The organism is Streptomyces sp. NBC_00435, assembly GCF_036014235.1.
Taxonomy (GTDB): domain Bacteria; phylum Actinomycetota; class Actinomycetes; order Streptomycetales; family Streptomycetaceae; genus Streptomyces.
On record NZ_CP107924.1, the window covers coordinates 5,839,071 to 5,861,837 of the forward strand.

General features: G+C 71.8%; 18 protein-coding genes. 13 read left to right on the plus strand and 5 right to left on the minus strand.

What is annotated here, in order from left to right:
- Positions 1 to 71 precede the first annotated feature (71 nt).
- Positions 72 to 941, plus strand: a complete 870-nt coding sequence (gene mutM / locus OG389_RS26930; protein ID WP_328301016.1) for a bifunctional DNA-formamidopyrimidine glycosylase/DNA-(apurinic or apyrimidinic site) lyase — start codon at positions 72 to 74, stop codon at positions 939 to 941.
- Here mutM and OG389_RS26935 read toward each other — a convergent pair.
- The gene (locus tag OG389_RS26935; RefSeq protein WP_328301017.1) at positions 896 to 1,336 is read right to left on the minus strand and encodes a winged helix-turn-helix transcriptional regulator; all 441 of its coding nucleotides are present in this window, start codon (positions 1,334 to 1,336) and stop codon (positions 896 to 898) included. The two genes, mutM and OG389_RS26935, sit on opposite strands and share 46 nt — an antisense overlap.
- 133 nt (positions 1,337 to 1,469) lie before the next feature.
- Here OG389_RS26935 and OG389_RS26940 point away from each other — a divergent pair, with 133 nt between their 5' ends.
- Complete coding sequence (locus OG389_RS26940) at positions 1,470 to 2,072, plus strand: flavodoxin family protein (RefSeq protein ID WP_328301018.1); 603 nt, start codon at positions 1,470 to 1,472, stop codon at positions 2,070 to 2,072.
- Between the two features lie 124 nt (positions 2,073 to 2,196).
- On the opposite strand, the gene OG389_RS26945 is transcribed toward OG389_RS26940, so the two are convergent.
- Complete coding sequence (locus OG389_RS26945; RefSeq protein WP_328301019.1) at positions 2,197 to 3,048, minus strand: CAP domain-containing protein; 852 nt, start codon at positions 3,046 to 3,048, stop codon at positions 2,197 to 2,199.
- Between the two features lie 133 nt (positions 3,049 to 3,181).
- Between OG389_RS26945 and OG389_RS26950 the strand changes: the two genes are divergently transcribed.
- From OG389_RS26950 to OG389_RS26965, 4 genes are all read left to right on the plus strand, one after another.
- Positions 3,182 to 3,463 (plus strand): acylphosphatase, encoded by a 282-nt coding sequence (locus tag OG389_RS26950; protein WP_328301020.1) that lies wholly within the window; start codon positions 3,182 to 3,184, stop codon positions 3,461 to 3,463.
- 369 nt (positions 3,464 to 3,832) lie between these two features.
- Positions 3,833 to 4,048 (plus strand): hypothetical protein, encoded by a 216-nt coding sequence (locus OG389_RS26955; RefSeq protein WP_214947849.1) that lies wholly within the window; start codon positions 3,833 to 3,835, stop codon positions 4,046 to 4,048.
- A gap of 204 nt (positions 4,049 to 4,252) precedes the next feature.
- Positions 4,253 to 8,116 carry an AAA family ATPase gene (locus tag OG389_RS26960; protein WP_328301021.1) on the plus strand — a complete coding sequence of 1,288 codons (3,864 nt, stop codon included), beginning with the start codon at positions 4,253 to 4,255 and terminating at the stop codon, positions 8,114 to 8,116.
- A gap of 165 nt (positions 8,117 to 8,281) precedes the next feature.
- Positions 8,282 to 9,715, plus strand: a complete 1,434-nt coding sequence (locus tag OG389_RS26965; RefSeq protein WP_328301022.1) for a sugar porter family MFS transporter — start codon at positions 8,282 to 8,284, stop codon at positions 9,713 to 9,715.
- A 52-nt stretch (positions 9,716 to 9,767) separates the two neighbouring features.
- Here the strand turns inward: OG389_RS26965 and OG389_RS26970 are convergent, their stop codons facing one another.
- Positions 9,768 to 10,754 carry an LLM class flavin-dependent oxidoreductase gene (locus OG389_RS26970; RefSeq protein WP_328301023.1) on the minus strand — a complete coding sequence of 329 codons (987 nt, stop codon included), beginning with the start codon at positions 10,752 to 10,754 and terminating at the stop codon, positions 9,768 to 9,770.
- A gap of 63 nt (positions 10,755 to 10,817) precedes the next feature.
- A complete protein-coding gene (locus tag OG389_RS26975; protein ID WP_328301024.1) occupies positions 10,818 to 12,260 on the minus strand; it encodes a cytosine permease in 1,443 nt (480 codons plus the stop codon).
- 89 nt (positions 12,261 to 12,349) lie between these two features.
- Between OG389_RS26975 and OG389_RS26980 the strand changes: the two genes are divergently transcribed.
- Positions 12,350 to 12,478 (plus strand): hypothetical protein, encoded by a 129-nt coding sequence (locus tag OG389_RS26980; RefSeq protein ID WP_328301025.1) that lies wholly within the window; start codon positions 12,350 to 12,352, stop codon positions 12,476 to 12,478.
- 45 nt (positions 12,479 to 12,523) lie between these two features.
- Complete coding sequence (gene ftsY / locus OG389_RS26985) at positions 12,524 to 13,747, plus strand: signal recognition particle-docking protein FtsY (protein WP_328301026.1); 1,224 nt, start codon at positions 12,524 to 12,526, stop codon at positions 13,745 to 13,747.
- Positions 13,748 to 13,842: 95 nt separating this feature from the next.
- On the opposite strand, the gene OG389_RS26990 is transcribed toward ftsY, so the two are convergent.
- Positions 13,843 to 14,514 carry a bifunctional DNA primase/polymerase gene (locus OG389_RS26990; RefSeq protein ID WP_328301027.1) on the minus strand — a complete coding sequence of 224 codons (672 nt, stop codon included), beginning with the start codon at positions 14,512 to 14,514 and terminating at the stop codon, positions 13,843 to 13,845.
- A gap of 380 nt (positions 14,515 to 14,894) precedes the next feature.
- Here OG389_RS26990 and nsdA point away from each other — a divergent pair, with 380 nt between their 5' ends.
- From nsdA to ffh, 5 genes are all read left to right on the plus strand, one after another.
- Positions 14,895 to 16,421: a transcriptional repressor NsdA gene (gene nsdA, locus OG389_RS26995; RefSeq protein WP_328301028.1), complete on the plus strand. Its 1,527-nt coding sequence runs from the start codon at positions 14,895 to 14,897 to the stop codon at positions 16,419 to 16,421.
- Positions 16,422 to 16,757: 336 nt separating this feature from the next.
- Positions 16,758 to 18,104 carry an ammonium transporter gene (locus OG389_RS27000; RefSeq protein ID WP_328301029.1) on the plus strand — a complete coding sequence of 449 codons (1,347 nt, stop codon included), beginning with the start codon at positions 16,758 to 16,760 and terminating at the stop codon, positions 18,102 to 18,104.
- Positions 18,101 to 18,439, plus strand: a complete 339-nt coding sequence (locus tag OG389_RS27005; RefSeq protein WP_112451060.1) for a P-II family nitrogen regulator — start codon at positions 18,101 to 18,103, stop codon at positions 18,437 to 18,439. The genes OG389_RS27000 and OG389_RS27005 overlap by 4 nt, the downstream gene beginning before the upstream one ends.
- 30 nt (positions 18,440 to 18,469) lie before the next feature.
- A complete protein-coding gene (locus OG389_RS27010; protein ID WP_328301030.1) occupies positions 18,470 to 20,896 on the plus strand; it encodes a [protein-PII] uridylyltransferase in 2,427 nt (808 codons plus the stop codon).
- A gap of 221 nt (positions 20,897 to 21,117) precedes the next feature.
- Positions 21,118 to 22,692, plus strand: coding sequence for a signal recognition particle protein (ffh, locus tag OG389_RS27015; protein ID WP_328301031.1), 1,575 nt, complete (start codon positions 21,118 to 21,120; stop codon positions 22,690 to 22,692).
- Positions 22,693 to 22,767 lie beyond the last annotated feature (75 nt).

Genomic DNA, 22,767 nt, shown 5'->3' on the forward strand with positions numbered 1-22,767 from the left:
TTTCCGGGCCGCTTCGCGAGGCCGGTACGCTCGCCGGGAGCGTTCACCACCGCACCCTTCCGGAGGACCCCGTGCCCGAGCTGCCCGAAGTTGAAGTGGTGCGGCGCGGCCTGGAGCGCTGGGTGGCAGGGCGGACCGTGACGGCCGTCGAGGTGCTGCACCCGAGGGCCGTACGCCGGCACGCGGGCGGCGGCGCCGATTTCGCGGCCCGGCTCACGGGGGAGACCTTCGGGGTGCCGCGGCGGCGCGGGAAGTACCTGTGGCTGCCGCTGGAGGAGCGCGAGCTCTCCGTGCTCGGACACCTGGGGATGAGCGGGCAGCTGCTCGTACAGCCCGAGGTGGCGCCCGACGAGAAGCACCTGCGCATCCGGGTGCGGTTCGGGGACGACGCCGGGACCGAGCTGCGCTTCGTCGACCAGCGCACCTTCGGCGGCCTGTCGCTGCACGAGTCCGTCCCCGGCAGCCCGGACGGACTGCCCGACGTCATCGCGCACATCGCGCGGGACCCGCTGGACCCGCTCTTCGACGAGTCGGCCTACCACCTGGCGCTGCGCGCCAAGCGCACCACGGTGAAGCGGGCGCTGCTCGACCAGTCGCTGATCAGCGGGGTCGGCAACATCTATGCGGACGAGGCGCTGTGGCGCGCCAAGCTGCACTACGAGCGCCCCACCAGCACGCTCACGCGCCCCCGGAGCGTGGAACTCCTCGGCCATGCCCGGGACGTCATGAACGAGGCCCTGTCCGTCGGCGGCACCAGCTTCGACAGCCTCTACGTCAACGTCAACGGCGAGTCCGGCTACTTCGACCGTTCGCTCGACGCCTACGGGCGCGAGGACGAGCCCTGCCGGCGCTGCGGCACCCCGATGCGGCGCCGGCCGTGGATGAACCGGTCGAGCTACTTCTGCCCGCGCTGCCAGCGGCCCTCGCGCGTCTCGTCGTAGGCGGACCGGGAGGCGAGCACCCCCGGCATGCTGCTCTCCAGCAGCTCGATGAGCGCTGCCACGCGCTCCGCGACCTCCGCGCCGAACGGGGTCAGTTCGTAGTCGACCCTGGGCGGGTTCGTCGGCTGCGCATCGCGGTTGACGATGCCGTCGCGCTCCAGCGAATGCAGGGTCTGGGAGAGCATTTTCTCGCTGATGCCGTCCACCCGGCGGCGCAGCTCGTTGAACCGGCACGGACCTTTGCGCAGGGCGCCCACCGTGAGGCTGCCCCAGCGACCCGTGACGTGTTCCAGCGCGTCGCGGGACGGGCACGCGCGGGCGAACACGTCGAATGAGTCGGACGTCTGTTCGGCGGCGCCCTCGTCCTCGGCGTCACCGCAGGCTGGAGTCTGCATGCTTTCAGCCTACTACTGAGCAGCGCCCACCATTCGGGTTGCGCTTTCAAAAAGTTAGTGCTTTCCTTTCTCCTGTTACACCACGCCGCACAACGCCGTGACCCACCACGGTGTTTTCCGAGGGAGACCCGTCTTGTCCGGTATCACGTACACCCCTGTCGTCTCGATCGCCTACCACTCCGGCTACGGCCACACCACCGTCATCGCCGAGGCCGTCAAGGCCGGTGCCCTCGAGGCCGGTGCGACGGTCCACCTGATCAAGGTCGACGAGATCGACGACGCGCAGTGGGAGCTCCTGACCGCGTCCGACGCGATCGTCTTCGGCGCCCCCACCTACATGGGCAGCGCCTCGGGTGCCTTCCACGTCTTCGCCGAGTCCACGTCCAAGATCTGGTTCACGGCCGGCTGGCAGGACAAGGTCGCCGCGGGCTTCACCAACTCGGGCTCCAAGTCCGGCGACAAGGGCAACACCCTGGACTTCTTCCAGACGCTGGCCTCGCAGCACGGCATGAGCTGGGTCAACCTGGGCCTGAAGCCGGGCTGGAACTCCAGCACCGCTTCCGAGAACGACCTCAACCGTCTCGGCTTCTTCGACGGCGCCGCCGCCCAGTCCAACGGCGACCAGAGCGCGGAGTTCGTCCACAAGGCCGACATCGCCACCGCCGAGCACCTGGGCCGCCGCGTCACCGAGCAGACCCGCATCGTCATCGCGGGCCGCGCCGCCCTGGCCGCCTGACACGCCGCGTGCACACCGGGCGCTGCCGCCCGGTACGCGAAGGGGCACGGCCCCGTGCGGCGGAAAGACCCGCCGCACGGGGCCGTGCCCCTTGGTGTTCCTGTATGCCGAAGTCCTGGTGTGCCTAGAAGCCGAAGTCCTGGGTCCACCAGGGGCCGCCCGCGGCGGAGTACATGCCGACGCCCAGGGTGCGGAACTCGCAGTTGAGGATGTTCGCCTTGTGGCCCGGGCTGTTCATCCAGGCCTTCATCACGGCCTGCGCGTCACCCTGGCCGCGGGCGATGTTCTCGCCGCCCATCCCCGATATGCCGGCCTTGGTGGCGCGGTCCCACGGGGTGTTGCCGTCGGGGTCGGTGTGGTCGAAGAAGCCCCGGACGGCCATGTCCTTGCTGAAGGCACCGGCCAGCGCCGCCAGCGGCGGGTTCGCACGCACCGAAACCTTGCAGCCCGCCTGCGCGCGCTCCTGGTTCACCAGCTCGAGCACGGCGGTCTCCTCGGCGGAGTGGCCGGCCGTGGCCGGCGGTGCCGGGGGCTTGGGGGCGGCCGTCCTCGGGGCGGCCGGCTTCGGCGGGGTCGGCGTGGGGCGCGACTCGGGGGTCTTCGACGGCTCCGTGGAGGGGGACGGTGAGGCGGAGGCCGACGGGGACGGCGAGGCCGAAGGGGAAGCGGGCGCCGAGAGGGACGGGGACGCCGCTCCGCTGGGGGCGCGGCCGGAGAGGTTGGCGAGGCCGCCCTGCTGCTCCAGCGAGGTCCTGGGGCTCGGCGAGGCCTGGGTCCCGGCCACCGCCGTCTTCGCCTTCGCATCGGAGCTCGCGCTCCCCACGTAGGGGAAGGAGGAGCCGACCGGGACGACGCCCGTGGTGACGGCGGCCGTGCCGAGAGCCACGGCGGCGGAAACGCCGAGCAGACCGCCCCGAAGGGCGATGCGGTGCTTGCTGCCGCGGGGCGGCGCGGCGTGAAGTCGGTGGCGTCCCATCGCGTCTTGCCTTCCTCGGTTCAAGATCGACCTTTACTCACCCAAATGGGTGAGTTCGTTGCTGCGCGACTGTACGCCATGGCGGCCGGGGGGCGGCGTGCCCCGGAATCGTTTGCCCGGTTAGCGTTCATGCATGAATGAAGATGTGCGGATGACCGCCTGGGTACGCGGCCGGGTACAGGGAGTGGGCTTCCGCTGGTTCACCAGGGCCAATGCATTGGAGATCGGCGGCCTGATCGGCTTCGCGCTCAACCTCGACGACGGTCGAGTGCAGGTGGTGGCCGAAGGTCAACGTGAGAATTGCCACCGGCTCCTGGAGTGGCTGCACAGCGCCGACACGCCCGGGAGCGTGGACGGGGTGACAGAGATCTGGGGCACACCGCGCGGTGGCTACGAAGGGTTCGCCATCCGGTGACCGATCGACTGATCATGTACTGAACACATCTCTGGATGGTCCGCACATGGTCGGATCTGCGCATTCACCGCCGACGCGTTGCTGAGCGGAGCGATCCGTGGAAGGCTCGGAGGCGAGGATGATCTCCACACCCCTTGCGGGGGCCGGGCTGCCCGCCGATACGGGGCGTGATCGTGTTGACCGTCAAACTTTTTGGTGAGACGCTGGAAGCCCCGCGCACCTGAGCTGTTTGGCAGTTGTTGGCAGTAAGCAGTGTTAGCCAAAGAACGTGTGCAGTGACTGTCAGTTGCTGCCGGACATCCGCGGGTGCGATTCCCTCACGACCCACACCGCTTTCGGTCGGTCACTCAGTGTGGAGGACCATCCATCATGGCAAAGGCGCTTCTCGGTTACGTCGGCGGTTCCGACCCGCGACTCCTCGCCGAGATGCGACGGCTTCAGCAGCGCGTCCAGGACCTCGAGTCCGAGCTCGGACGAATCCAGTCCGAAAACGACGCTCTGAACGCCGCCGCCGCACAGCACGGAGACTCGCTGCTTGACGGCATCGACCTCGACGTACCCCAGGCGGAGCCTGCGCTCACCTGACCCGAGCTCCCTCATCGCTCGACCAACAGCCCAGCATGATGTGCAAGGGACGCTTCGGCGTCCCTTCTTTCTTGCCGCTCCCCCCTTCCCGGGCACAAGGCCGCCGGGCGGCGTTGCGCCAGGTGGGGGGGCGATTCCTTTAACGTCGGATCTGCCCTGCACCTTCATGGGCGAAACCGAACGTGAAAGGTAGAGTCCGGCGGCGTGCATCTCAAGTCCCTGACCTTGCGCGGATTCAAATCCTTCGCCTCCGCCACCACTCTGCGCTTCGAGCCGGGCATTACCTGCGTCGTGGGCCCCAACGGTTCCGGCAAGTCCAATGTGGTGGACGCGCTCTCCTGGGTCATGGGCGAACAAGGGGCCAAGTCCCTGCGCGGCGGGAAGATGGAAGACGTCATCTTCGCCGGCACCACCGGCCGCCCGCCGCTCGGGCGCGCCGAGGTGTCGCTGACCATCGACAACTCCGACGGCGCGCTGCCCATCGAGTACGCCGAGGTCACGATCACGCGGATCATGTTCCGCGGCGGCAGCAGCGAGTACCAGATCAACGGAGACACCTGCCGTCTGCTCGACATCCAGGAGCTGCTCTCCGACTCCGGCATCGGCCGCGAGATGCACGTCATCGTCGGCCAGGGCCAGCTGGACTCCGTCCTGCACGCCGATCCGATGGGCCGCCGCGCCTTCATCGAGGAAGCGGCCGGAGTGCTCAAGCACCGCAAACGCAAAGAGAAGGCGCTGCGCAAACTCGACGCGATGCAGGCCAACCTCGCACGCGTCCAGGACCTGGGCGACGAGCTGCGCCGCCAGCTCAAGCCGCTGGGCCGGCAGGCGGCGGTGGCCCGGCGGGCGGCCGTGATCCAGGCGGACCTGCGCGACGCGCGGCTGCGGCTGCTCGCCGACGACCTCGTGACGCTCAGGGGCGCGCTGGACGCGGAGATCGCGGACGAGGCGGCACTGAAGGCGCGCAAGGAGGCGGCCGAGGCACAGCTCGCGGCGGCGGTGCGGCGGGAATCCGAACTGGAGCAAGCCGTACGGGAGCTCGCGCCGCGGCTCCAGCGGGTGCAGCAGACCTGGTACGAGCTCTCGCAGCTGGCCGAGCGGGTACGGGGGACCGCGTCGCTGGCCGATGCCCGGGTCACCTCGGCCTCGGCGCCGGCCGAGGAGGAGCGGCGGGGCCGGGATCCCGAGGACATGGAGAAGGAGGCCGCGCGGATCCGCGAGCAGGAGGCGGAACTGACGGCCGCGGTGGAGGCGGCCGCGCGGGCGCTGGAGGACACCGTCGCCCACCGTGCCGAGCTGGAGCGGTCGCTGGCCGAGGAGGAGCGGCGGCTGCGGGACGCGGCGCGGGCCATCGCCGACCGGCGCGAGGGGCTGGCCCGGATGACGGGCCGGCTCGGCGCGGCCCGCTCCCGCGCGGGCGCGGCCCAGGCGGAGATCGACCGGCTGGTGGCGGCGCGGGACGAGGCGCGGTCGCGGGCGGTGGAGGCGCGCGAGGAGTACGAGGCGCTGGCCGAGGAGGTCGGGGAGGACGACTCCTCGGCGGCCGCGCAGGGGGAGTACGAGGCCGCGCGGGCCGAGCTGACGGAGGCGGAGGCCGGGCTCGGCGCGGCGCGCGACGCGTTGGCGACGGCGGAGCGCTCGCGGGCGGCGGTTGCCGCGCGGCGGGACGCCCTGGCTATGGGGCTGCGCCGAAAGGACGGCACCGCGGAACTGCTCGCGGCGCGGCTGGAGGGGCTGCTGGGCCCGGCGGCGCAGCGGCTGTCGGTGACCCCGGGGTACGAGGCCGCCGTGGCGGCGGCGCTGGGTGCGGTGGCGGATGCGGTGGCCGTGGACTCTGCCGCTGCCGCCGCCGGGGCGATCCGGCATCTGAGGGCCGCGGATGCGGGGCGGGCGGCCTTCCTGATCGCGCCGGGGGGTGTCGCGGTGCCTGGGCAGGGTGGTGCCGGTGCCGGTGCCGGTGCCGGCGCCGGTGGGGGTGCCGGTGGGGGTGCCGGCGCCGGTGGGGGTGCCGGGGTTCCGGCCCAGGCCGTGGCAGCCGATGCTCTGACCGGCGGGGCCGGTGCGGGTGCCGTGGCGCCCGGCGGGGTCCCGCCGAAGCCTGACTTCCCCCACCCCGCCGCTTCCCGAAACTGGGGCACCGCCCCGGACCCCGATCCTCAAACGCCGGAGGGGCTGGATTCGGCCACTGCCTCGGACGCCGGGTCTCGTGTGCCCGCGGGACTGGAGGTCGGCGCAGCCCCGGGACCCGTGACCCGTACGCCCCCTGGGGTGGAAGTGGCCGACGTGGTTCCCGCCAGGGATCTCGTGCACGGGGATGCCGCCCTGGTGCGGGCTGTCGCCTGGGTTTTGCGGGACTTCGTGGTCGTTCCGGGGCTGGGCGAGGCCGAGGCGCTGGTTGCCGTACGGCCCGAGCTGGTGGCCGTGACGGCCGAGGGGGACGTCCTCGGGGCGCACCTCGCGCACGGCGGGTCCGCCGGGGTGCCCAGCCTCATCGAGGTGCGGGCCGCCGTCGACGAGGCCGACGCCGAGCGGCACCGGCTCGACGGGGAGTGCCTCGCGCTGGCCGGGGAGAAGGAGGTCGCCGAGCGGCGCCGGTCGCTGGCCGGCGCGCGGATCGAGGAGCTCGGGGAGCTGCGCCGGGCCGCCGAGCAGGCGCGGGCCGGGGTCGCGCAGCAGCTGGGGCGGCTCGCGGGGCAGGCGAAGGGGGCGCTGGGCGAAGCCGAGCGCGCCGCCTCGGCCTCGGCCAGGGCGCAGGAGGCGCTGGAGCAGGCGCTGGCCGACGTGGAGGAGTGCGCGGAGCGGCTCGCCGTCGCCGAGGAGATGCCGGTGGAGGAGGAGCCGGACACCTCCCGCAGGGACCGGCTCGCGGCCGACGGGGCGAACGCGCGGCAGACCGAGATGGAGGCCCGGCTGCAGCTCAGGACCCATGAGGAGCGGGTGAAGGGGCTGGCCGGACGGGCCGATTCCCTCGACCGCGGGGCCCGGGCCGAACGGGAGGCCCGCGCCCGGGCCGAGCGCCGCCGGGAGCGGCTGCGGTACGAGGCCGGGGTGGCCGCGGCCGTCGCCGACGGCGCCCGTCAGCTGCTCGCGCACATCGAGGTGTCGCTGACCCGCGCCGCCGGGGAGCGCACGGCCGCCGAGCACGCCAAGGGCCTGCGCGAGCGGGAGCTCGACGAGGCCCGGGGACTGGGCCGCGGCCTGAAGGGCGAGCTCGACAAGCTCACGGACTCCGTGCACCGCGGTGAGGTGCTCGGCGCCGAGAAGCGCATGCGGATCGAGCAGGTGGAGACGCGCGCGCTGGAGGAGTTCGGGATGGCCGCGGCGGGGCTCCTCGCCGAGTACGGGCCCGATCAGCCGGTGCCGCCGAGCCCGCCCGCGGACGGGGAGGCGCCGGACGGGGACGCCGGGCCCCACCCCTTCGTACGCGCCCAGCAGGAGAAGCGGCTGAAGGCGGCCGAGCGCGCCTACCAGCAGCTCGGCAAGGTCAATCCGCTGGCGCTGGAGGAGTTCGCGGCGCTGGAGGAGCGGCACAAATTCCTCAGCGAACAGCTGGAAGACCTGCGCAAGACCAGGGCCGACCTCCTTCAGGTAGTGAAGGAGGTCGACGAGCGGGTCGAGCAGGTCTTCACGGAGGCCTACCTGGACACGGCCCGGCAGTTCGAGGGGGTCTTCTCGCGGCTGTTCCCCGGCGGCGAGGGCCGGCTGATCCTCACGGACCCGGACAACATGCTGACCACGGGCGTCGACGTCGAGGCCCGCCCGCCGGGCAAGAAGGTCAAGCGGCTGTCGCTGCTCTCGGGCGGCGAGCGCTCGCTGACCGCCGTGGCGCTGCTGGTCTCCATCTTCAAGGCCCGGCCCAGTCCGTTCTACGTGATGGACGAGGTCGAGGCCGCCCTCGACGACACCAACCTGCAGCGGCTGATCCGGATCATGGAGGAGCTGCAGGAGAGCTCGCAGCTGATCGTGATCACACATCAGAAGCGGACGATGGAGGTCGCCGACGCCCTCTACGGGGTCTCGATGCAGGGCGACGGGGTCTCGAAGGTCATCAGCCAGCGTCTGCGGTGACGCGGTGACGCGGTGACGCGGACGCGGTGGCCGGGTGTGGCCGCGCCGATGCGGGGCACGTGCGCTCCGATGGCCCCTCCGGGTGGTGCCCGATCTTGACCTGTGTGCCACTGGGAGGGATCGCACCCACAGCCAGTCACCGCAGCCGGCACGCAGGAGCGCACCTTGAGCAGCAGCACGACGCGGCCCCAGGATCCGGGCGGCGGGCACGTATCGCAGCCCGACCACCTCGGGCACGTCATCTTCATCACCGCGGCCGCCGCGATGGGCGGGTTCCTCTTCGGCTACGACAGCTCCGTCATCAATGGCGCCGTCGAGGCCATCCGGGACCGCTTCGACGTCGGCTCGGCGACCCTCGCCCAGGTGATCGCCGCCGCACTGATCGGCTGCGCCCTCGGCGCGGCCACCGCCGGCCGCATCGCCGACCGGATCGGCCGGATCCGCTGCATGCAGATCGCCGCGGTCCTCTTCACCGCGAGCGCCATCGGCTCGGCCCTGCCGTTCGCCCTGTGGGACCTGGCCGTGTGGCGCGTCATCGGCGGCTTCGGCATCGGCATGGCCTCGGTGATCGGCCCGGCCTACATCGCCGAGGTCTCCCCGCCCGCCTACCGGGGCCGGCTGGCCTCCTTCCAGCAGGCCGCCATCGTCATCGGCATCGCCATCTCGCAGCTGGTCAACTGGGGCATCCTGAACCTCGCCGACGGCGACCAGCGCGGCAAGGTGGGCGGCCTCGAGGCCTGGCAGTGGATGCTGGGCGTCATGGTCGTCCCGGCCGTGCTCTACGGCCTGCTCTCCTTCGCCATCCCCGAGTCCCCGCGCTTCCTCGTCTCGGTCGGCCGCATGGAGAGGGCCAAGACGGTCCTGCGCGAGGTCGAGGGTGAGGGCATCGACGCCGACGCCCGCGTCCGCGAGATCGACAGCACCATCCATTCGGAGGTGAAGTCCAGCTTCAAGGACCTCCTCGGAGGCCGCTTCGGCTTCCTGCCGATCGTCTGGATCGGCATCGGCCTCTCCGTCTTCCAGCAGCTCGTCGGCATCAACGTGATCTTCTACTACAGCTCCTCGCTGTGGCAGTCGGTCGGCATCGATCCGAGCTCCTCGTTCCTGTACTCCTTCGAGACCTCCGTCGTGAACATCATCGGTACGGTGATCGCGATGGTCTTCGTGGACCGCATCGGCCGCAAGCCCCTCGCGCTCATCGGGTCCGTGGGCATGGCGATCTCCCTCGGGCTCGCCGCGTGGGCCTTCTCGTACAAGGACACCAGCGGCGGCGACATCGCCCTGCCGCACACCCAGGGGCTCGTGGCGCTCATCGCGGCCAACTGCTTCGTGCTCTTCTTCGCCCTGTCCTGGGGCGTGGTGGTCTGGGTCCTGCTCGGCGAGATGTTCCCGGGCCGCATCCGCGCCGCGGCCCTCGGCGTGGCGGCCGCCGCCCAGTGGATCGCCAACTGGGTCATCACCGTCTCGTTCCCGACGCTCTCGGACTGGAACCTGTCCGGTGCGTACGTCATCTACGCGGTCTTCGCCGTGCTCTCGATCCCGTTCATCCTCAAGTGGGTGCCGGAGACCAAGGGCAAGGCGTTGGAGGAGATGGGCTGACCACCCCCGCCAACGGCCCTTCTCCCTCAGAACGGGTACTGCCCCGCGCGCCTCACTCCTTGAGCCGGGGCAGTACCTGTTCGCACAGCAGCTGCAGGCTCCGCCAGCCCTCGTCCAGGGGCATCCCGCCGCACAGCGGGTGCAGCACCAGGTTCCCCGCCTCACCGGCGCCCCGGGCGTACGCGACCGCCTCGTCCGGGGTGAGGATGCGGTACACGCCCTCCGCGCGCAGCTCCGCCACCGTGTGCGCGCCCGACCGTACGGCGCTGCGGATGTCCTTGGACTGCCAGGACGCGTACATCCCGGCCTCGTGCAGGAAGCGCTCGCCGTGCTCGGCCCACGTCCGGTCCGGGTCCTCGGAGATGTGCAGCAGCGGGGTCTCTGCCGCCGGCATCATGCAGAAGCCCTCCGTGCCGTACTCCGCGAGCTTCGCGTTGTAGTACGCCTCCAGCTCCGGCAGGTGCGCGCTCGGGAAGAACGGCAGCCCCAGACGTGCCGCGCGGCGGGCCGCGGCCTCGGAGCTGCCGCCGACCAGGAGGAGCGGGTGCGGCTGGGTGAACGGCCGCGGGGTGACCCGTACGGTACGGCCCCGGTACTCGAACGGTTCGCCGGTCCACGCCTTCAGCAGGGTCTCCAGCAGCTCGTCCTGGAGCTTGCCGCGCCGGCCCCACTCCACGCCGTGCTGCTCGTACTCCTCGGGCCGGTAGCCGATGCCGGCCACCGTGACGAGACGGCCGCCGCTGAGCAGGTCCAGGACCGCGATGTCCTCGGCGACCTTCAGCGGGTCGTACAGCGGGCCGATGATCGCGGAGACGGTGACCGCGATCCGGCGGGTGGCGCCGAAGACGGCGCCCGCGAAGGCGAAGGGGGAGGGCAGCCAGTTGTTCCCGGTGCCGTGGTGCTCCTCGGTCTGGATGGTGTCGATCCCGAGGTCGTCCGCGTACTTGGCCATCTCCAGCGCGGCCTTGTACCGGGCGGAGAGGGTTTCCGGTGTGCCGTTCGGGTCGATGAGATTGAACCGGGCCACGGTGATGGGCATGGAGAAGTCCCCCTTCGCCGGATGTGGGTGGGCGGGCGAAGGGGGACGTTAGCTGACGTGACGTCAGTTGGACAGGGATCCGGCGCGGACCGGCTCCTCGGCCGGGGCCCCCGGAGCCTTCGGCGCCGGGGTGCGCGGCAGGACGGCGTACAGGACGGCCGAGGTGACGATGCCCGCCACCCAGCCCAGCCCGTTCTGCCCGACCCAGGTGGTGGCCAGCGGACCGCTGAACCAGTCGACCTTCGTGAACAGCAGGCCCACCACCAGGGCGAGGCCCCAGGCGGTCATGGCCTGCCAGGCGAAACCGCCCCGGTACCAGTAGGCGCTGCTCCGCGTGGTGTCCAGCAGCGCGGCGCCGTCGTAGGAGGTGCGGCGCAGCATGTCCACGCCGAAGACGCCGATCCACGCGGAGAAGGCCACGGCCAGCAGGGTCAGGAAGGAGATGAACGAGCCGAAGAAGCTGGTCGCGACCACCATCAGCAGGAAGCCGAAGATCAGGCTGATCACGGCGTTGACGCTGACCGCCGCAGCGCGCGGGACCTTGATGCCGAGGGTCTGCGCGGTGAAGCCGGCCGAATACATGGACATCGAGTTGATGAGCAGCATGCCGAGGAGCGCGATCAGCAGGTACGGGACCGCGATCCAGATCGGCAGCAGCTCCCCGATGAAGGAGACCGGGTCCTGGGCGGTGGCCAGGTCGGGGGTGGCGACCGCCATCACGGCGCCCATGAGCACCATCGGGATCACGACGACGGCCGCGCCGCCGATGGTCGCGCCGACCATGCCCCTGGCGGAGGCGGTGCGGGGCAGGTAGCGGGTGAAGTCGGGGCCGGAGGGGACCCAGCTGATGCCGCCGGCCGCGAGGGTGCCGATGCCGGCGACCATCATCGCGGTGGAGCCGGCGGGCTTGGCGAAGACGGCGGACCAGTCGGTCTCGGCGATCAGGTAGCCGAGCACGAGCACGCTGAAGGCGCCGAAGAGGTACGTGGACCACTTGGAGCAGACGCGCAGCGCGTTGATGCCGAGGCCGGAGACCAGGAAGGTGCAGCCGACGAAGAAGAGGAGGGTGACGACGATCAGGGCGGTGTTCTTCTTCACGCCGAAGACCAGGTCGAGGACGGTCAGGACGGCGTAGGCGCCGCTGACCGCGTTGATGGTCTCCCAGCCCCACCGGGCGACCCAGATCAGGGCGCCGGGGAAGAGGTTGCCGCGCTGGCCGAAGACGGCGCGGGAGAGCGCCATGCCGGGGGCGCCGCCGCGCTTGCCCGCGATGGATATGAGCCCCACCATCCCGTAGGAGACCACGGGCGCGGCGATCGCGACGACGAGCACCTGCCAGATGTTCAGCTTGTTGAAGATGACCAGGCCGGCGCCCATGGTCAGCAGCAGCACGCTGATGTTGGCGGCGACCCAGGTCGGGACGAGTTCGCGGACCCGGCCGCGGCGCTCGCCGTCCGGGACCGGCTCCAGGCCGCGTGACTCGACGGCGGTCGTCTCGGCAGGCATAGGTCTACTCCGTGGGGAGGTGGCGTTGGGGGGCTATCCATCATCGTAGGTTCGCCGCAAAAAGCACAAATAGAGGCCTATTGCCTTATATGAACCTACAAAGAGACGGCAGCCTGCTCCGGGCGGGCGCGGGAGCCGTCGCCGCGGCCGCGCTCGCACCGCCGCACGTGGACGCCGACCGCGTGCCCACCGTCCGCGTGCCCACCGTCCGCGCGTAGCGGCGGACCCGTGCCGAAGGCTTCGTGGCCGATACTGGGGAAGTTATGGAAATCCTCATCCTTGCCGTAGTCATCGCCCTGGTCGCGGTCGGTGCGATCAGCGGGCTCGTGGTCAGCAGCCGCAAGAAGAAGCAGCTGCCGCCCACGGCGCCGTCGAGCACGCCGACCATCACTGCCCCGCCCGCCGAGCCGCAGGTGGGGGAGGACGCCGCACCGACGGCACAAGAGCCGCGCCGCACGATCGAGGAGGTCGCCCTTCCCGACGCGGAGAGCGCACTCGAATCCCCCGTCGCCGTCGAGGACCCGGTCGTGGAGGCTCCGCCGGCCCCCGAGATCGAGGTTCCCGAGCCCACCGCCGGCCGCCTGGTCCGGCTGCGCGCCCGCCTCGCCCGGTCGCAGAACACGCTCGGCAAGGGGCTGCTCACGCTGCTCTCCCGCGAGCACCTCGACGAGGACACCTGGGAGGAGATCGAGGAGACCCTCCTCATCGCCGACGTCGGTGTCGCGCCGACCCAGGAACTGGTGGACCGCCTGCGCGAGCGCGTCAAGGTGCTCGGCACCCGCACCCCCGCCGATCTGCGCGCCCTGCTGAAGGAGGAGCTGGTCGCGCTCCTCGGCACCGACTTCGACCGCGCCGTGAAGACCGAGAGCGGCGTGGACACCCCCGCCGTGATCATGGTCGTCGGTGTGAACGGCACCGGCAAGACCACCACCACCGGCAAGCTCGCCCGCGTGCTCGTCGCCGACGGGCGCAGCGTCGTGCTCGGCGCGGCCGACACCTTCCGCGCCGCCGCCGCCGACCAGCTCCAGACCTGGGGCGACCGGGTCGGCGCGCGCACCGTGCGCGGCCCTGAGGGCGGTGACCCGGCCTCGATCGCCTACGACGCGGTCAAGGAGGGCATCAAGGAGGGCGCCGACGTGGTGCTCATCGACACCGCCGGCCGGCTGCACACCAAGACCGGTCTGATGGACGAGCTCGGCAAGGTCAAGCGCGTCGTGGAGAAGCACGGACCGCTCGACGAGATCCTGCTGGTCCTGGACGCCACCACCGGCCAGAACGGTCTGACCCAGGCCCGCGTCTTCGCGGAGGTCGTGGACATCACCGGCATCGTGCTGACCAAGCTCGACGGCACCGCCAAGGGCGGCATCGTCATCGCCGTCCAGCGCGAGCTCGGCGTCCCGGTCAAGCTCGTCGGCCTCGGTGAGGGCGCGGACGACCTGGCGCCCTTCGAGCCGGAGGCCTTCGTCGACGCCCTGATCGGCGACTGAACGAAGCTCCCGGGACGTTCCTACGTCGGCCAGTGCCCCCGCGGTCCCACGGACCCGGGGGCACTGCCGCACGCGGAGCCGGTGCGGTCACGGCACTAGATCCGGCGCAGCCGGTGGCACAGGTAGGCGAGGGTGCCCAGCAGGAGCCGGGCCTGAGGGGGATCCCCGGCCGAATCCAGCGCGGGCGGGCGCAGCCAGCTGACCGGCCCGCGGCCCGCGAAGTCGGACGGCGGCGCGGTGACGTACGCCCCCTGGCCCAGCGCGCGCAGATCGAGGCCGGCATCGTCCCAGCCCATCCGGTACAGCAGCTGCGGCAGGCCGGCCGCGGCCCCCGGGGCGACGAAGAACTGGGCCCGGCCGTCCGGGGTCGCGGTGACGGGGCCGAGTGGCAGGCCCATCCGCTCCAGGCGGACCAGCGCCCGCCGGCCGGCCTCCTCGGCCACCTCGATCACGTCGAAGGAGCGGCCGACGGGGAGCAGCACCGCGGCGCCCGGGTAGCCGCTCCAGGTCGCGGTGACCTCGTCGAGGGTGGCGCCGGCCGGGACCGTCGGCGCGAGGGCCAGCGGATGCGCCCCCGGCGCACCGCAACTCGTATGACCGCAGGAGCAGTCGCGGCCGGGCGCCGCCGCCCGGGCCCCGGGGACCACGTCCCAGCCCCACAGTCCGGTGTACTCCGCCACCGCCGTGCACTCCGACGTCCTGCCCCGGCGCCGGGCGCCGGAGCGGAACTCCTTGGTGCCGCGGCTGCCGCCGATCGTGAAGCCCATGCCCATGCCCCCTCCAACGGGTCGGACGTGCCGGTGGTTACGACGTCGGCGCCACGGGATGCCCGGCGCACTCCTCGCCGCGCGCGCCCCGAGCGCACTCCCGTCCAACCGATGGGTTCTGCCTTCGTGTCAAGTGAATCGCGCCTGACGGGTGGCGAGTTCATTCGAAGGGGTGGCGAATGGTGGCGTTTCCGGGATCGACCTCGCCGAAGGGGTGATCGTAGGATTACTTTCGGTGCACGAAGCGCGAAGCCGGACGCGTTCGCGGGTATGCCGGAGGCATGGTGTGAAGGACCTGTGAAGACGGGTTGCTGACCGCGGGACCGCGAACCGGTGGCAGGGTTTCGTGGAGAAGAGAGCTGACGGATGGGGGCGTTCCAGTGAGCGGCAACGGCGCAAGCGGAACGGGTGCGGAGTCCGGCGTGTCGTCCGCGGAGGAGTCCGAGCGGGATCCGGCCGTCCGCAACGAGCAGCTGACGTCGTGGTTCGTCCGCAGCGGCTGGTCCAAGGGCGAGCTCGCCCGCCAGGTCAACCGCCGCGCCCGCCAGATGGGCGCCCACCACATCAGCACCGACACCTCCCGGGTCCGCCGCTGGCTCGACGGCGAACAGCCCCGCGAGCCCGTCCCGCGGATCCTGTCCGAGCTCTTCTCCGAACGCTTCGGCTCCGTGGTCGCCATCGAGCACCTCGGCCTGCGCACCGCCCACCAGACCCCTTCCGTCTCCGGTGTCGACCTGCCCTGGGCCGGACCGCAGACCATCGAGCTGCTCGGCGAGTTCTCCCGCAGCGACCTGATGCTGGCCCGCCGCGGCTTCCTCGGGACCTCGCTGGCCCTGTCCGCCGGCCCCGCCCTCATCGAGCCCATGCAGCGCTGGCTCGTACCGGTCCCGGCCGCCGACCCGGGACCCCGGGAGGCGGGGCCGGCGGGCGCACTCGGCGGCCACCGGCCGCCCCGGCTCTCCGGGCCCGAGGTGGACCTCCTCGAAGCCACCACCGTGATGTTCCGCCAGTGGGACGCCCAGTGCGGCGGGGGACTGCGCCGCAAGGCCGTCGTGGGCCAGCTCCACGAGGTCACCGACCTGCTCCAGGAGAACCACCCGGCCCCGGTCATGAAGCGGCTGTTCAAGGTCGCCGCCGAGCTCGCCGAGCTCGCCGGCTGGATGAGCTACGACATCGGCCTGCACCCCACCGCGCAGAAGTACTTCGTCCTCGCGCTGCACGCCGCCAAGGAGGGCGGTGACAAGCCGCTCGGCTCGTACATCCTCTCCAGCATGAGCCGCCAGATGATCCACCTGGGCCGCCCCGAGGACGCCCTGGAGCTGATCCACCTGGCCCAGTACGGCAGCCGCGACTGCGCGGGGCCCCGTACCCAGGCCATGCTGTATGCGATGGAGGCCCGCGCCTACGCCAACATGGGCCAGCCCAGCCGCTGCAAGCGGGCCGTGCGGATGGCCGAGGACACCTTCTCCGACGTCGGCTTCGGCGGCGAGCCCGAACCCGACTGGATCCGCTTCTTCTCCGAGGCCGAGCTCAACGGCGAGAACTCCCACTCGTACCGGGACCTGGCCTACGTCGCGGGCCGCAGCCCCATGTACGCCTCCCTCGCCGAACCGGTCATGGAGCGGGCCGTAGAGCTGTTCGAGAAGGACGAGGAGCACCAGCGCTCGTACGCCCTCAACCTCATCGGCATGGCCACTGTGCACCTGCTCCAGCGCGAGCCCGAGCAGGCCACCGTCCTCGCCGGCCGCGCCCTGGACGTGGCGGGAAAGGTGCGGTCGGAAAGGGTCAACACCCGGCTGCGCAAGACCGTCGACACCGCCGCGCGTGAGTACGGCGACGTCGCCGACGTGGTCCGGCTGACCGACCACCTCGCCTCCCGGCTCCCCGAAGCGGCGGAGGCCGTCTGACGGCCCTCCCGGCCGTCCCCAAGGCTCCCGGCCGCGGCAGTCACCCCGTGAAACCCGATCAGGCTCCCCCAGCCAGGTTCCCCGGGTCATCGCCGCGGCCGGGTCTCGACCCGGCCCGTCCATGAACCACTCGTTCATGGACGCGTAACACGCCGGACCTCTTCGTCATCGACGCGAAACACCCAGCGGCGCCGCCGGAAACCGGCCTGCGCGAATCTCAGGGCCATTAACCGGCCAGCTCCCAGGCCGGCCCCCTCAGGCCTGACACAAAAACCAGTGCCGCTCAGGTTTTCACGATCGCCCGCACGCGAACGTACCGACGACGAGGAGACGCCGATGGCATCTGCCATCACGACCCTCGCGGCAGACGCCCCCACGCTGTCTTCCGCGAACACCGGGTTCATGCTCATCTGCTCCGCCCTGGTCATGCTGATGACCCCGGGACTCGCCTTCTTCTACGGAGGCATGGTCCGCGTCAAGAGCAGCCTCAACATGCTGATGATGAGCTTCATCAGCCTCGGGATCGTCACGATCCTCTGGGTCCTCTACGGATTCAGCCTCGCTTTCGGCGCCGACTCCGGGTCGGTCATCGGCTGGACCTCCGACTACGTGGGACTCAGCGGCATCGGCATCACCGAGCTGTGGGACGGCTACACCATCCCCGTCTACGTCTTCGCCGTCTTCCAGCTGATGTTCGCGATCATCACCCCGGCGCTGATAAGCGGTGCGCTGGCCGACCGGGTGAAGTTCAGCGCGTGGGCCCTGTTCATCACCCTCTGGGTCACCGTCGTCTACTTCCCCGTCGCCCACTGGGTGTGGGGCGCCGGCGGCTGGCTCTTCGAGCTCGGCGTCATCGACTTCGCAGGCGGCACCGCCGTCCACATCAACGCGGGCGCCGCGGCCCTCGGCGTGATCCTGGTGATCGGCAAGCGCGTCGGCTTCAAGAAGGACCCGATGCGCCCGCACAGCCTCCCGCTCGTGATGCTCGGCGCAGGCCTCCTGTGGTTCGGCTGGTTCGGCTTCAACGCCGGATCCTGGCTCGGCAACGACGACGGCGTCGGCGCGGTCATGTTCGTCAACACCCAGGTAGCCACCGCAGCCGCCATGCTCGCCTGGCTCGGCTACGAGAAGCTGCGCCACGGCTCCTTCACCACCCTGGGCGCGGCCTCCGGCGCCGTCGCGGGCCTCGTCGCCATCACCCCTTCGGGCGGATCCTGCTCCCCGCTCGGTGCGATCGCCATCGGCGCCATCGCCGGTGTGGTGTGCGCCATGGCCGTCGGCCTGAAGTACAAGTTCGGCTTCGACGACTCCCTCGACGTCGTCGGCGTCCACCTCGTCGGTGGTGTCCTCGGTTCCCTGCTCATCGGCTTCTTCGCCACCGGCGGGGTCCAGTCCGACGCGGCCGGCCTCTTCTACGGCGGCGGGCTGGAGCAGCTCGGCAAGCAGGCCGTGGGAGTCTTCTCCGTCCTCCTCTACTCTCTCGTGGCATCCGCGGTACTCGCCTTCCTCCTCGACAAGACGATCGGAATGCGCGTCACCGAGGACGACGAGGTCTCCGGCATCGACCAGGTCGAGCACGCCGAGACCGCCTACGACTTCAGCGGAGCGGGCGGGGGCTCCTCCTCCCGGAGCACCGCCGTACCCGCCCCCGTTGCCGCCGCGAGCAAGAAGGTTGACGCATGAAGCTCATCACCGCGATCGTGAAGCCCCACCGGCTCGACGAGATCAAGGAAGCCCTGCACCGCTTCGGAGTCCAGGGCCTGACCGTCTCCGAGGCCAGCGGATACGGCCGCCAGCGCGGCCACACCGAGGTCTACCGGGGCGCCGAGTACACCGTTGACCTCGTCCCGAAGATCCGCATAGAGGTGCTCGTCGAGGACGGCGACGCCGAGGACGTGATGCGGATCGTGGTCGACGCCGCCCAGACCGGCAAGATCGGCGACGGCAAGGTGTGGAGCATTCCCGTGGACTCGGTCATCCGGGTCCGGACCGGCGAACGCGGCGCCGACGCACTGTAGGACTGGTCCGAACTGACGGGAGCTCCTGGGTTGACGAGCGTCGAAGAGACCACGGACGACAACACGGCCGGCTCGGGACCCAGCGGTTACGCCGCGGCCCGGCTGCGACTCCTCCAGGAGGAGTCGCGGTCCGGGCCTTCCCGGCGTGCCGCCCTGGCCGCCCTGACCGACGACTGGCTGAAGGCGCTGTTCGCCACGGCCGTACGGGAGACGGGCGTGCGGGGCGCCGCCCTCGTCGCCGTCGGCGGCTACGGCCGCGCCGAACTCTCCCCCCGCAGCGACCTCGACCTGGTCCTGCTGCACGACGGCAAGGCCGAGCCGCGCGCGCTCAGCGCACTGGCCGACCGGCTCTGGTACCCCGTCTGGGACCTGGGCGTGGCCCTCGACCACTCGGTCCGCACCCCCGGCGAAGCCCGCAAGGCCGCCGCCGAGGACCTCAAGGTGCACCTCGGACTGCTCGACGCCCGGCCCGTCGCCGGCGACGTCGGGCTGCTCGCGGGGCTGCGCACCTCCGTCCTGGCCGACTGGCGCAACCAAGCCGCCAAGCGGCTCCCGCAGCTGCACTCCCTGTGCCGCGAGCGGGCCGAGCGCGCCGGGGAGCTCCGGTTCCTGCTGGAGCCCGACCTCAAGGAGTCCCGCGGGGGGCTGCGCGACGTCACCGCGCTGCGGGCCGTCGCCGCGTCCTGGCTGGCCGACGCCCCCCGCGAGGGCTTGGCCGAAGCCCGGCGCCGGCTGCTCGACGCACGCGACGCGCTGCACCTGGTGACCGGCCGCGCCACCGACCGGCTCTCCCTCCAGGAACAGACCCCGGTCGCCGCGCAGCTCGGCCTGCTCGACGCCGACGCCCTGCTCAGGGAGGTGTACGAGGCCGCGCGCGTGGTCTCGTACGCCGGTGACGTGACCTGGCGCGAGGTCGGCCGGGTGCTCCGGGCGCGGGCCGCCCGGCCCAGGCTCCGCGGACTGCTCGGCACCCGGGGCGCCGTGCCCGAGCGCGCGCCGCTCGCCGAAGGCGTCGTGGAGTCCGACGGCGAGGCCGTACTGGCCCTGGCCGCGCGCCCGGACCGGGACCCGGTGCTGCCCCTGAGGTTCGGCGCGGCCGCCGCGCAGGCGGGACTGCCCGTCTCGCTGCACGCCGTACGCAGGCTCGCGGCGCAGGCGAAGCCGCTGCCGGTGCCGTGGCCCGCGGAGGCCCGGGAACAGCTGCTGACCCTGCTGGGCGCGGGGGAGCCGACGGTGGCCGTGTGGGAGGCGCTGGAGGCCGAGGGGATCATCACCAGGCTGCTGCCCGACTGGGAGCGGGTGCGCTGCCGGCCGCAGCGCAATCCGGTGCACACCTGGACCGTGGACCGGCACCTCGTCGAGACGGCGGTCCGCGCCTCGGAGCTCACCCGCCGGGTGGGCCGCCCCGACCTCCTCCTCATGGCCGCGCTGCTGCACGACATCGGCAAGGGCTGGCCCGGCGACCACTCGGTGGCGGGCGAGACGATCGCGCGCGACATGGCGGTGCGGGTCGGCTTCGACGCGGAGGACGTCAGCGTGCTGGGGGCGCTCGTACGCCACCACCTGCTGCTGATCGACACCGCGACGCGCAGGGACCTGGACGATCCGGCGACCGTGAAGGCGGTCGCGGACGCGGTCGGGTCCCCCGGCACGCTGGAGATCCTGCACGCGCTGACGGAGGCCGACGCACTGGCCACCGGCCCCGCGGCGTGGAGCGCCTGGCGCGGCTCCCTCGTGGCGGACCTGGTGGCGCGGGTCGCCGCCCTGCTGCGCGGGGCCGCGCCGCAGCCGACGGAGCTGGAGATCCCCACCACCGAGCAGGAGCGCCTGGCGGTGGAGGCGCTGCGCACCCGGGAGCCGGTGCTGGCCCTGCACGCCCGTCAGGAGGAGGACGCGGTCGGAGTGGAGCTGGTGGTGGCCGTCCCCGACCAGCCGGGGGTGCTGCCGGCGGTGGCCGGCGTACTGGCGCTGCACCGGCTCACGGTGCGGGCGGCCGACCTGCGCTCGCTGGAGCTGCCGGACCAGTTGGGCGAGGTACTGGTGCTGCGGTGGCGGGTGGCCGCGGAGTACGGGGCCCTGCCGCAGGCCGCGCGGCTGCGCACCGACCTGGTGCGGGCCCTGGACGGTTCGCTGGACGTCCCGGCGAAGCTGGCCGACCGCGAGGCGGCGTACCCGCGCCGCCGCGGGGTGGTGCCGCCGCCGCCCCGGGTCTCGGTGGTCCCGGAGGTCTCCTCCCTGGCCACGGTCCTGGAGGTCCGCGCACCCGACGCCGTGGGGCTGCTCCACCGGATCGGCCGCGCGCTGGAATCCGCCGGCGTCCGGGTCCGCAGCGCGCACGTGTCCACCCTGGGCGCGAACGCGGTGGACACGGTGTACGTGGTCGACGCCGACGGCAAGCCCCTCGCGGCCCCGGCGGCGTCGGCCCTGGCCGGGGTCGTTCAGGCGGCCCTGACCTAGGGCCTGTCGCTGCGCGGGGCTGTCCCGGCCCGGTCCTCGAGCGCCGGAAGGGCCGGTACATCCGGCCCTTCCGGCGCTCGAGGACCGGGGTCCGGGGCGGAGCCCCGGGAGACGGCGGAAGGGCGGGGCGGGGGAAAGCCGCCCGCAGGGCCGAAGGGGTAGCGCGGCCCGATACCCTGGGGGACGACCACACGCCCCCGACCCGAGGAATCGCGACCACCGTGTTCGATACGCTTTCCGACCGCCTCAGCGCGACCTTCAAGTCCCTCCGGGGCAAAGGCCGCCTCTCCGAGCAGGACATCGACGCTGCGGCGCGGGAAATCCGTATCGCCCTCCTCGAGGCCGACGTCGCGCTCCCGGTCGTCCGCTCCTTCATCGCGAACGTCAAGGAGCGCGCCCGCGGCGAAGAGGTCTCCAAGGCCCTGAACCCGGGCCAGCAGGTCCTCAAGATCGTCAACGACGAGCTGGTCTCCATCCTCGGCGGCGAGACCCGGCGGCTGCGCTTCGCCAAGACCGCGCCCACCGTGATCATGCTCGCCGGTCTCCAGGGTGCCGGTAAGACCACCCTCGCCGGAAAGCTCGGCCTGTGGCTGAAGGGGCAGGGCCACACCCCGCTCCTCGTCGCCTGCGACCTCCAGCGCCCCAACGCCGTCAACCAGCTCTCGGTCGTCGCCGAGCGCGCCGGCGTCGCCGTCTACGCCCCGGCGCCCGGCAACGGCGTCGGCGACCCGGTCCAGGTCGCCAAGGACTCCATCGAGTACGCGCGCAACAAGCAGTACGACGTGGTGGTCGTCGACACCGCCGGCCGCCTCGGCATCGACCAGGAGCTGATGCAGCAGGCCGCGGACATCCGCGACGCCGTCAGCCCGGACGAGATCCTCTTCGTCGTCGACGCCATGATCGGCCAGGACGCGGTCAACACCGCCGAGGCCTTCCGCGACGGCGTGGGCTTCGACGGCGTCGTGCTCTCCAAGCTCGACGGCGACGCCAGGGGCGGTGCGGCACTCTCCATCGCCCACGTCACCGGCAAGCAGATCATGTTCGCCTCGAACGGCGAGAAGCTCGACGAGTTCGACGCCTTCCACCCCGACCGCATGGCGGGCCGGATCCTCGACATGGGTGACATGCTCACTCTGATCGAGCAGGCCGAGAAGACGTTCAGCCAGGACGAAGCCGAGAAGATGGCGGCGAAGCTGGCGAAGGGGCCGAAGGAGTTCACGCTCGACGACTTCCTGTCCCAGATGGAGCAGGTCCGCAAGATGGGCTCCATCTCCAAGCTGCTCGGCATGCTCCCGGGCATGGGGCAGATCAAGGACCAGATCAACAACATCGACGAGCGCGACGTGGACCGCACCGCCGCGATCATCAAGTCGATGACCCCGGCCGAGCGCCATGACCCGCACATCATCAACGGATCGCGCCGCGCCCGTATCGCCAAGGGCTCCGGTGTCGAGGTGAGCGCCGTGAAGTCGCTCGTCGAGCGGTTCTTCGACGCCCGCAAGATGATGTCCCGCATGGCCCAGGGTGGCGGCATGCCGGGGATGCCCGGCATCCCCGGGATGGGCGGCGGCCCCGGCCGGCAGAAGAAGCAGGTCAAGCAGGCCAAGGGCAAGCGCAAGAGCGGCAACCCGATGAAGCGCAGGGAAGAGGAGGCCGCGGCGGCCGCACGCCGCGAGGCGGGCCCGCAGGAGGCCCCGCCCGCCGCCGGCGGCAATCCGTTCGGTCTTCCCGCCGGGGGCGGGCAGCCGGGGCAGGACTTCGACCTCCCCGACGAGTTCAAGAAGTTCATGAAGTAGTACGGCGCCACAGGGGCCCCGGCCGGATCGCTCCGGCCGGGGCCCCTCCGCGTCCCCGCCAGGGCGACGGTCCGG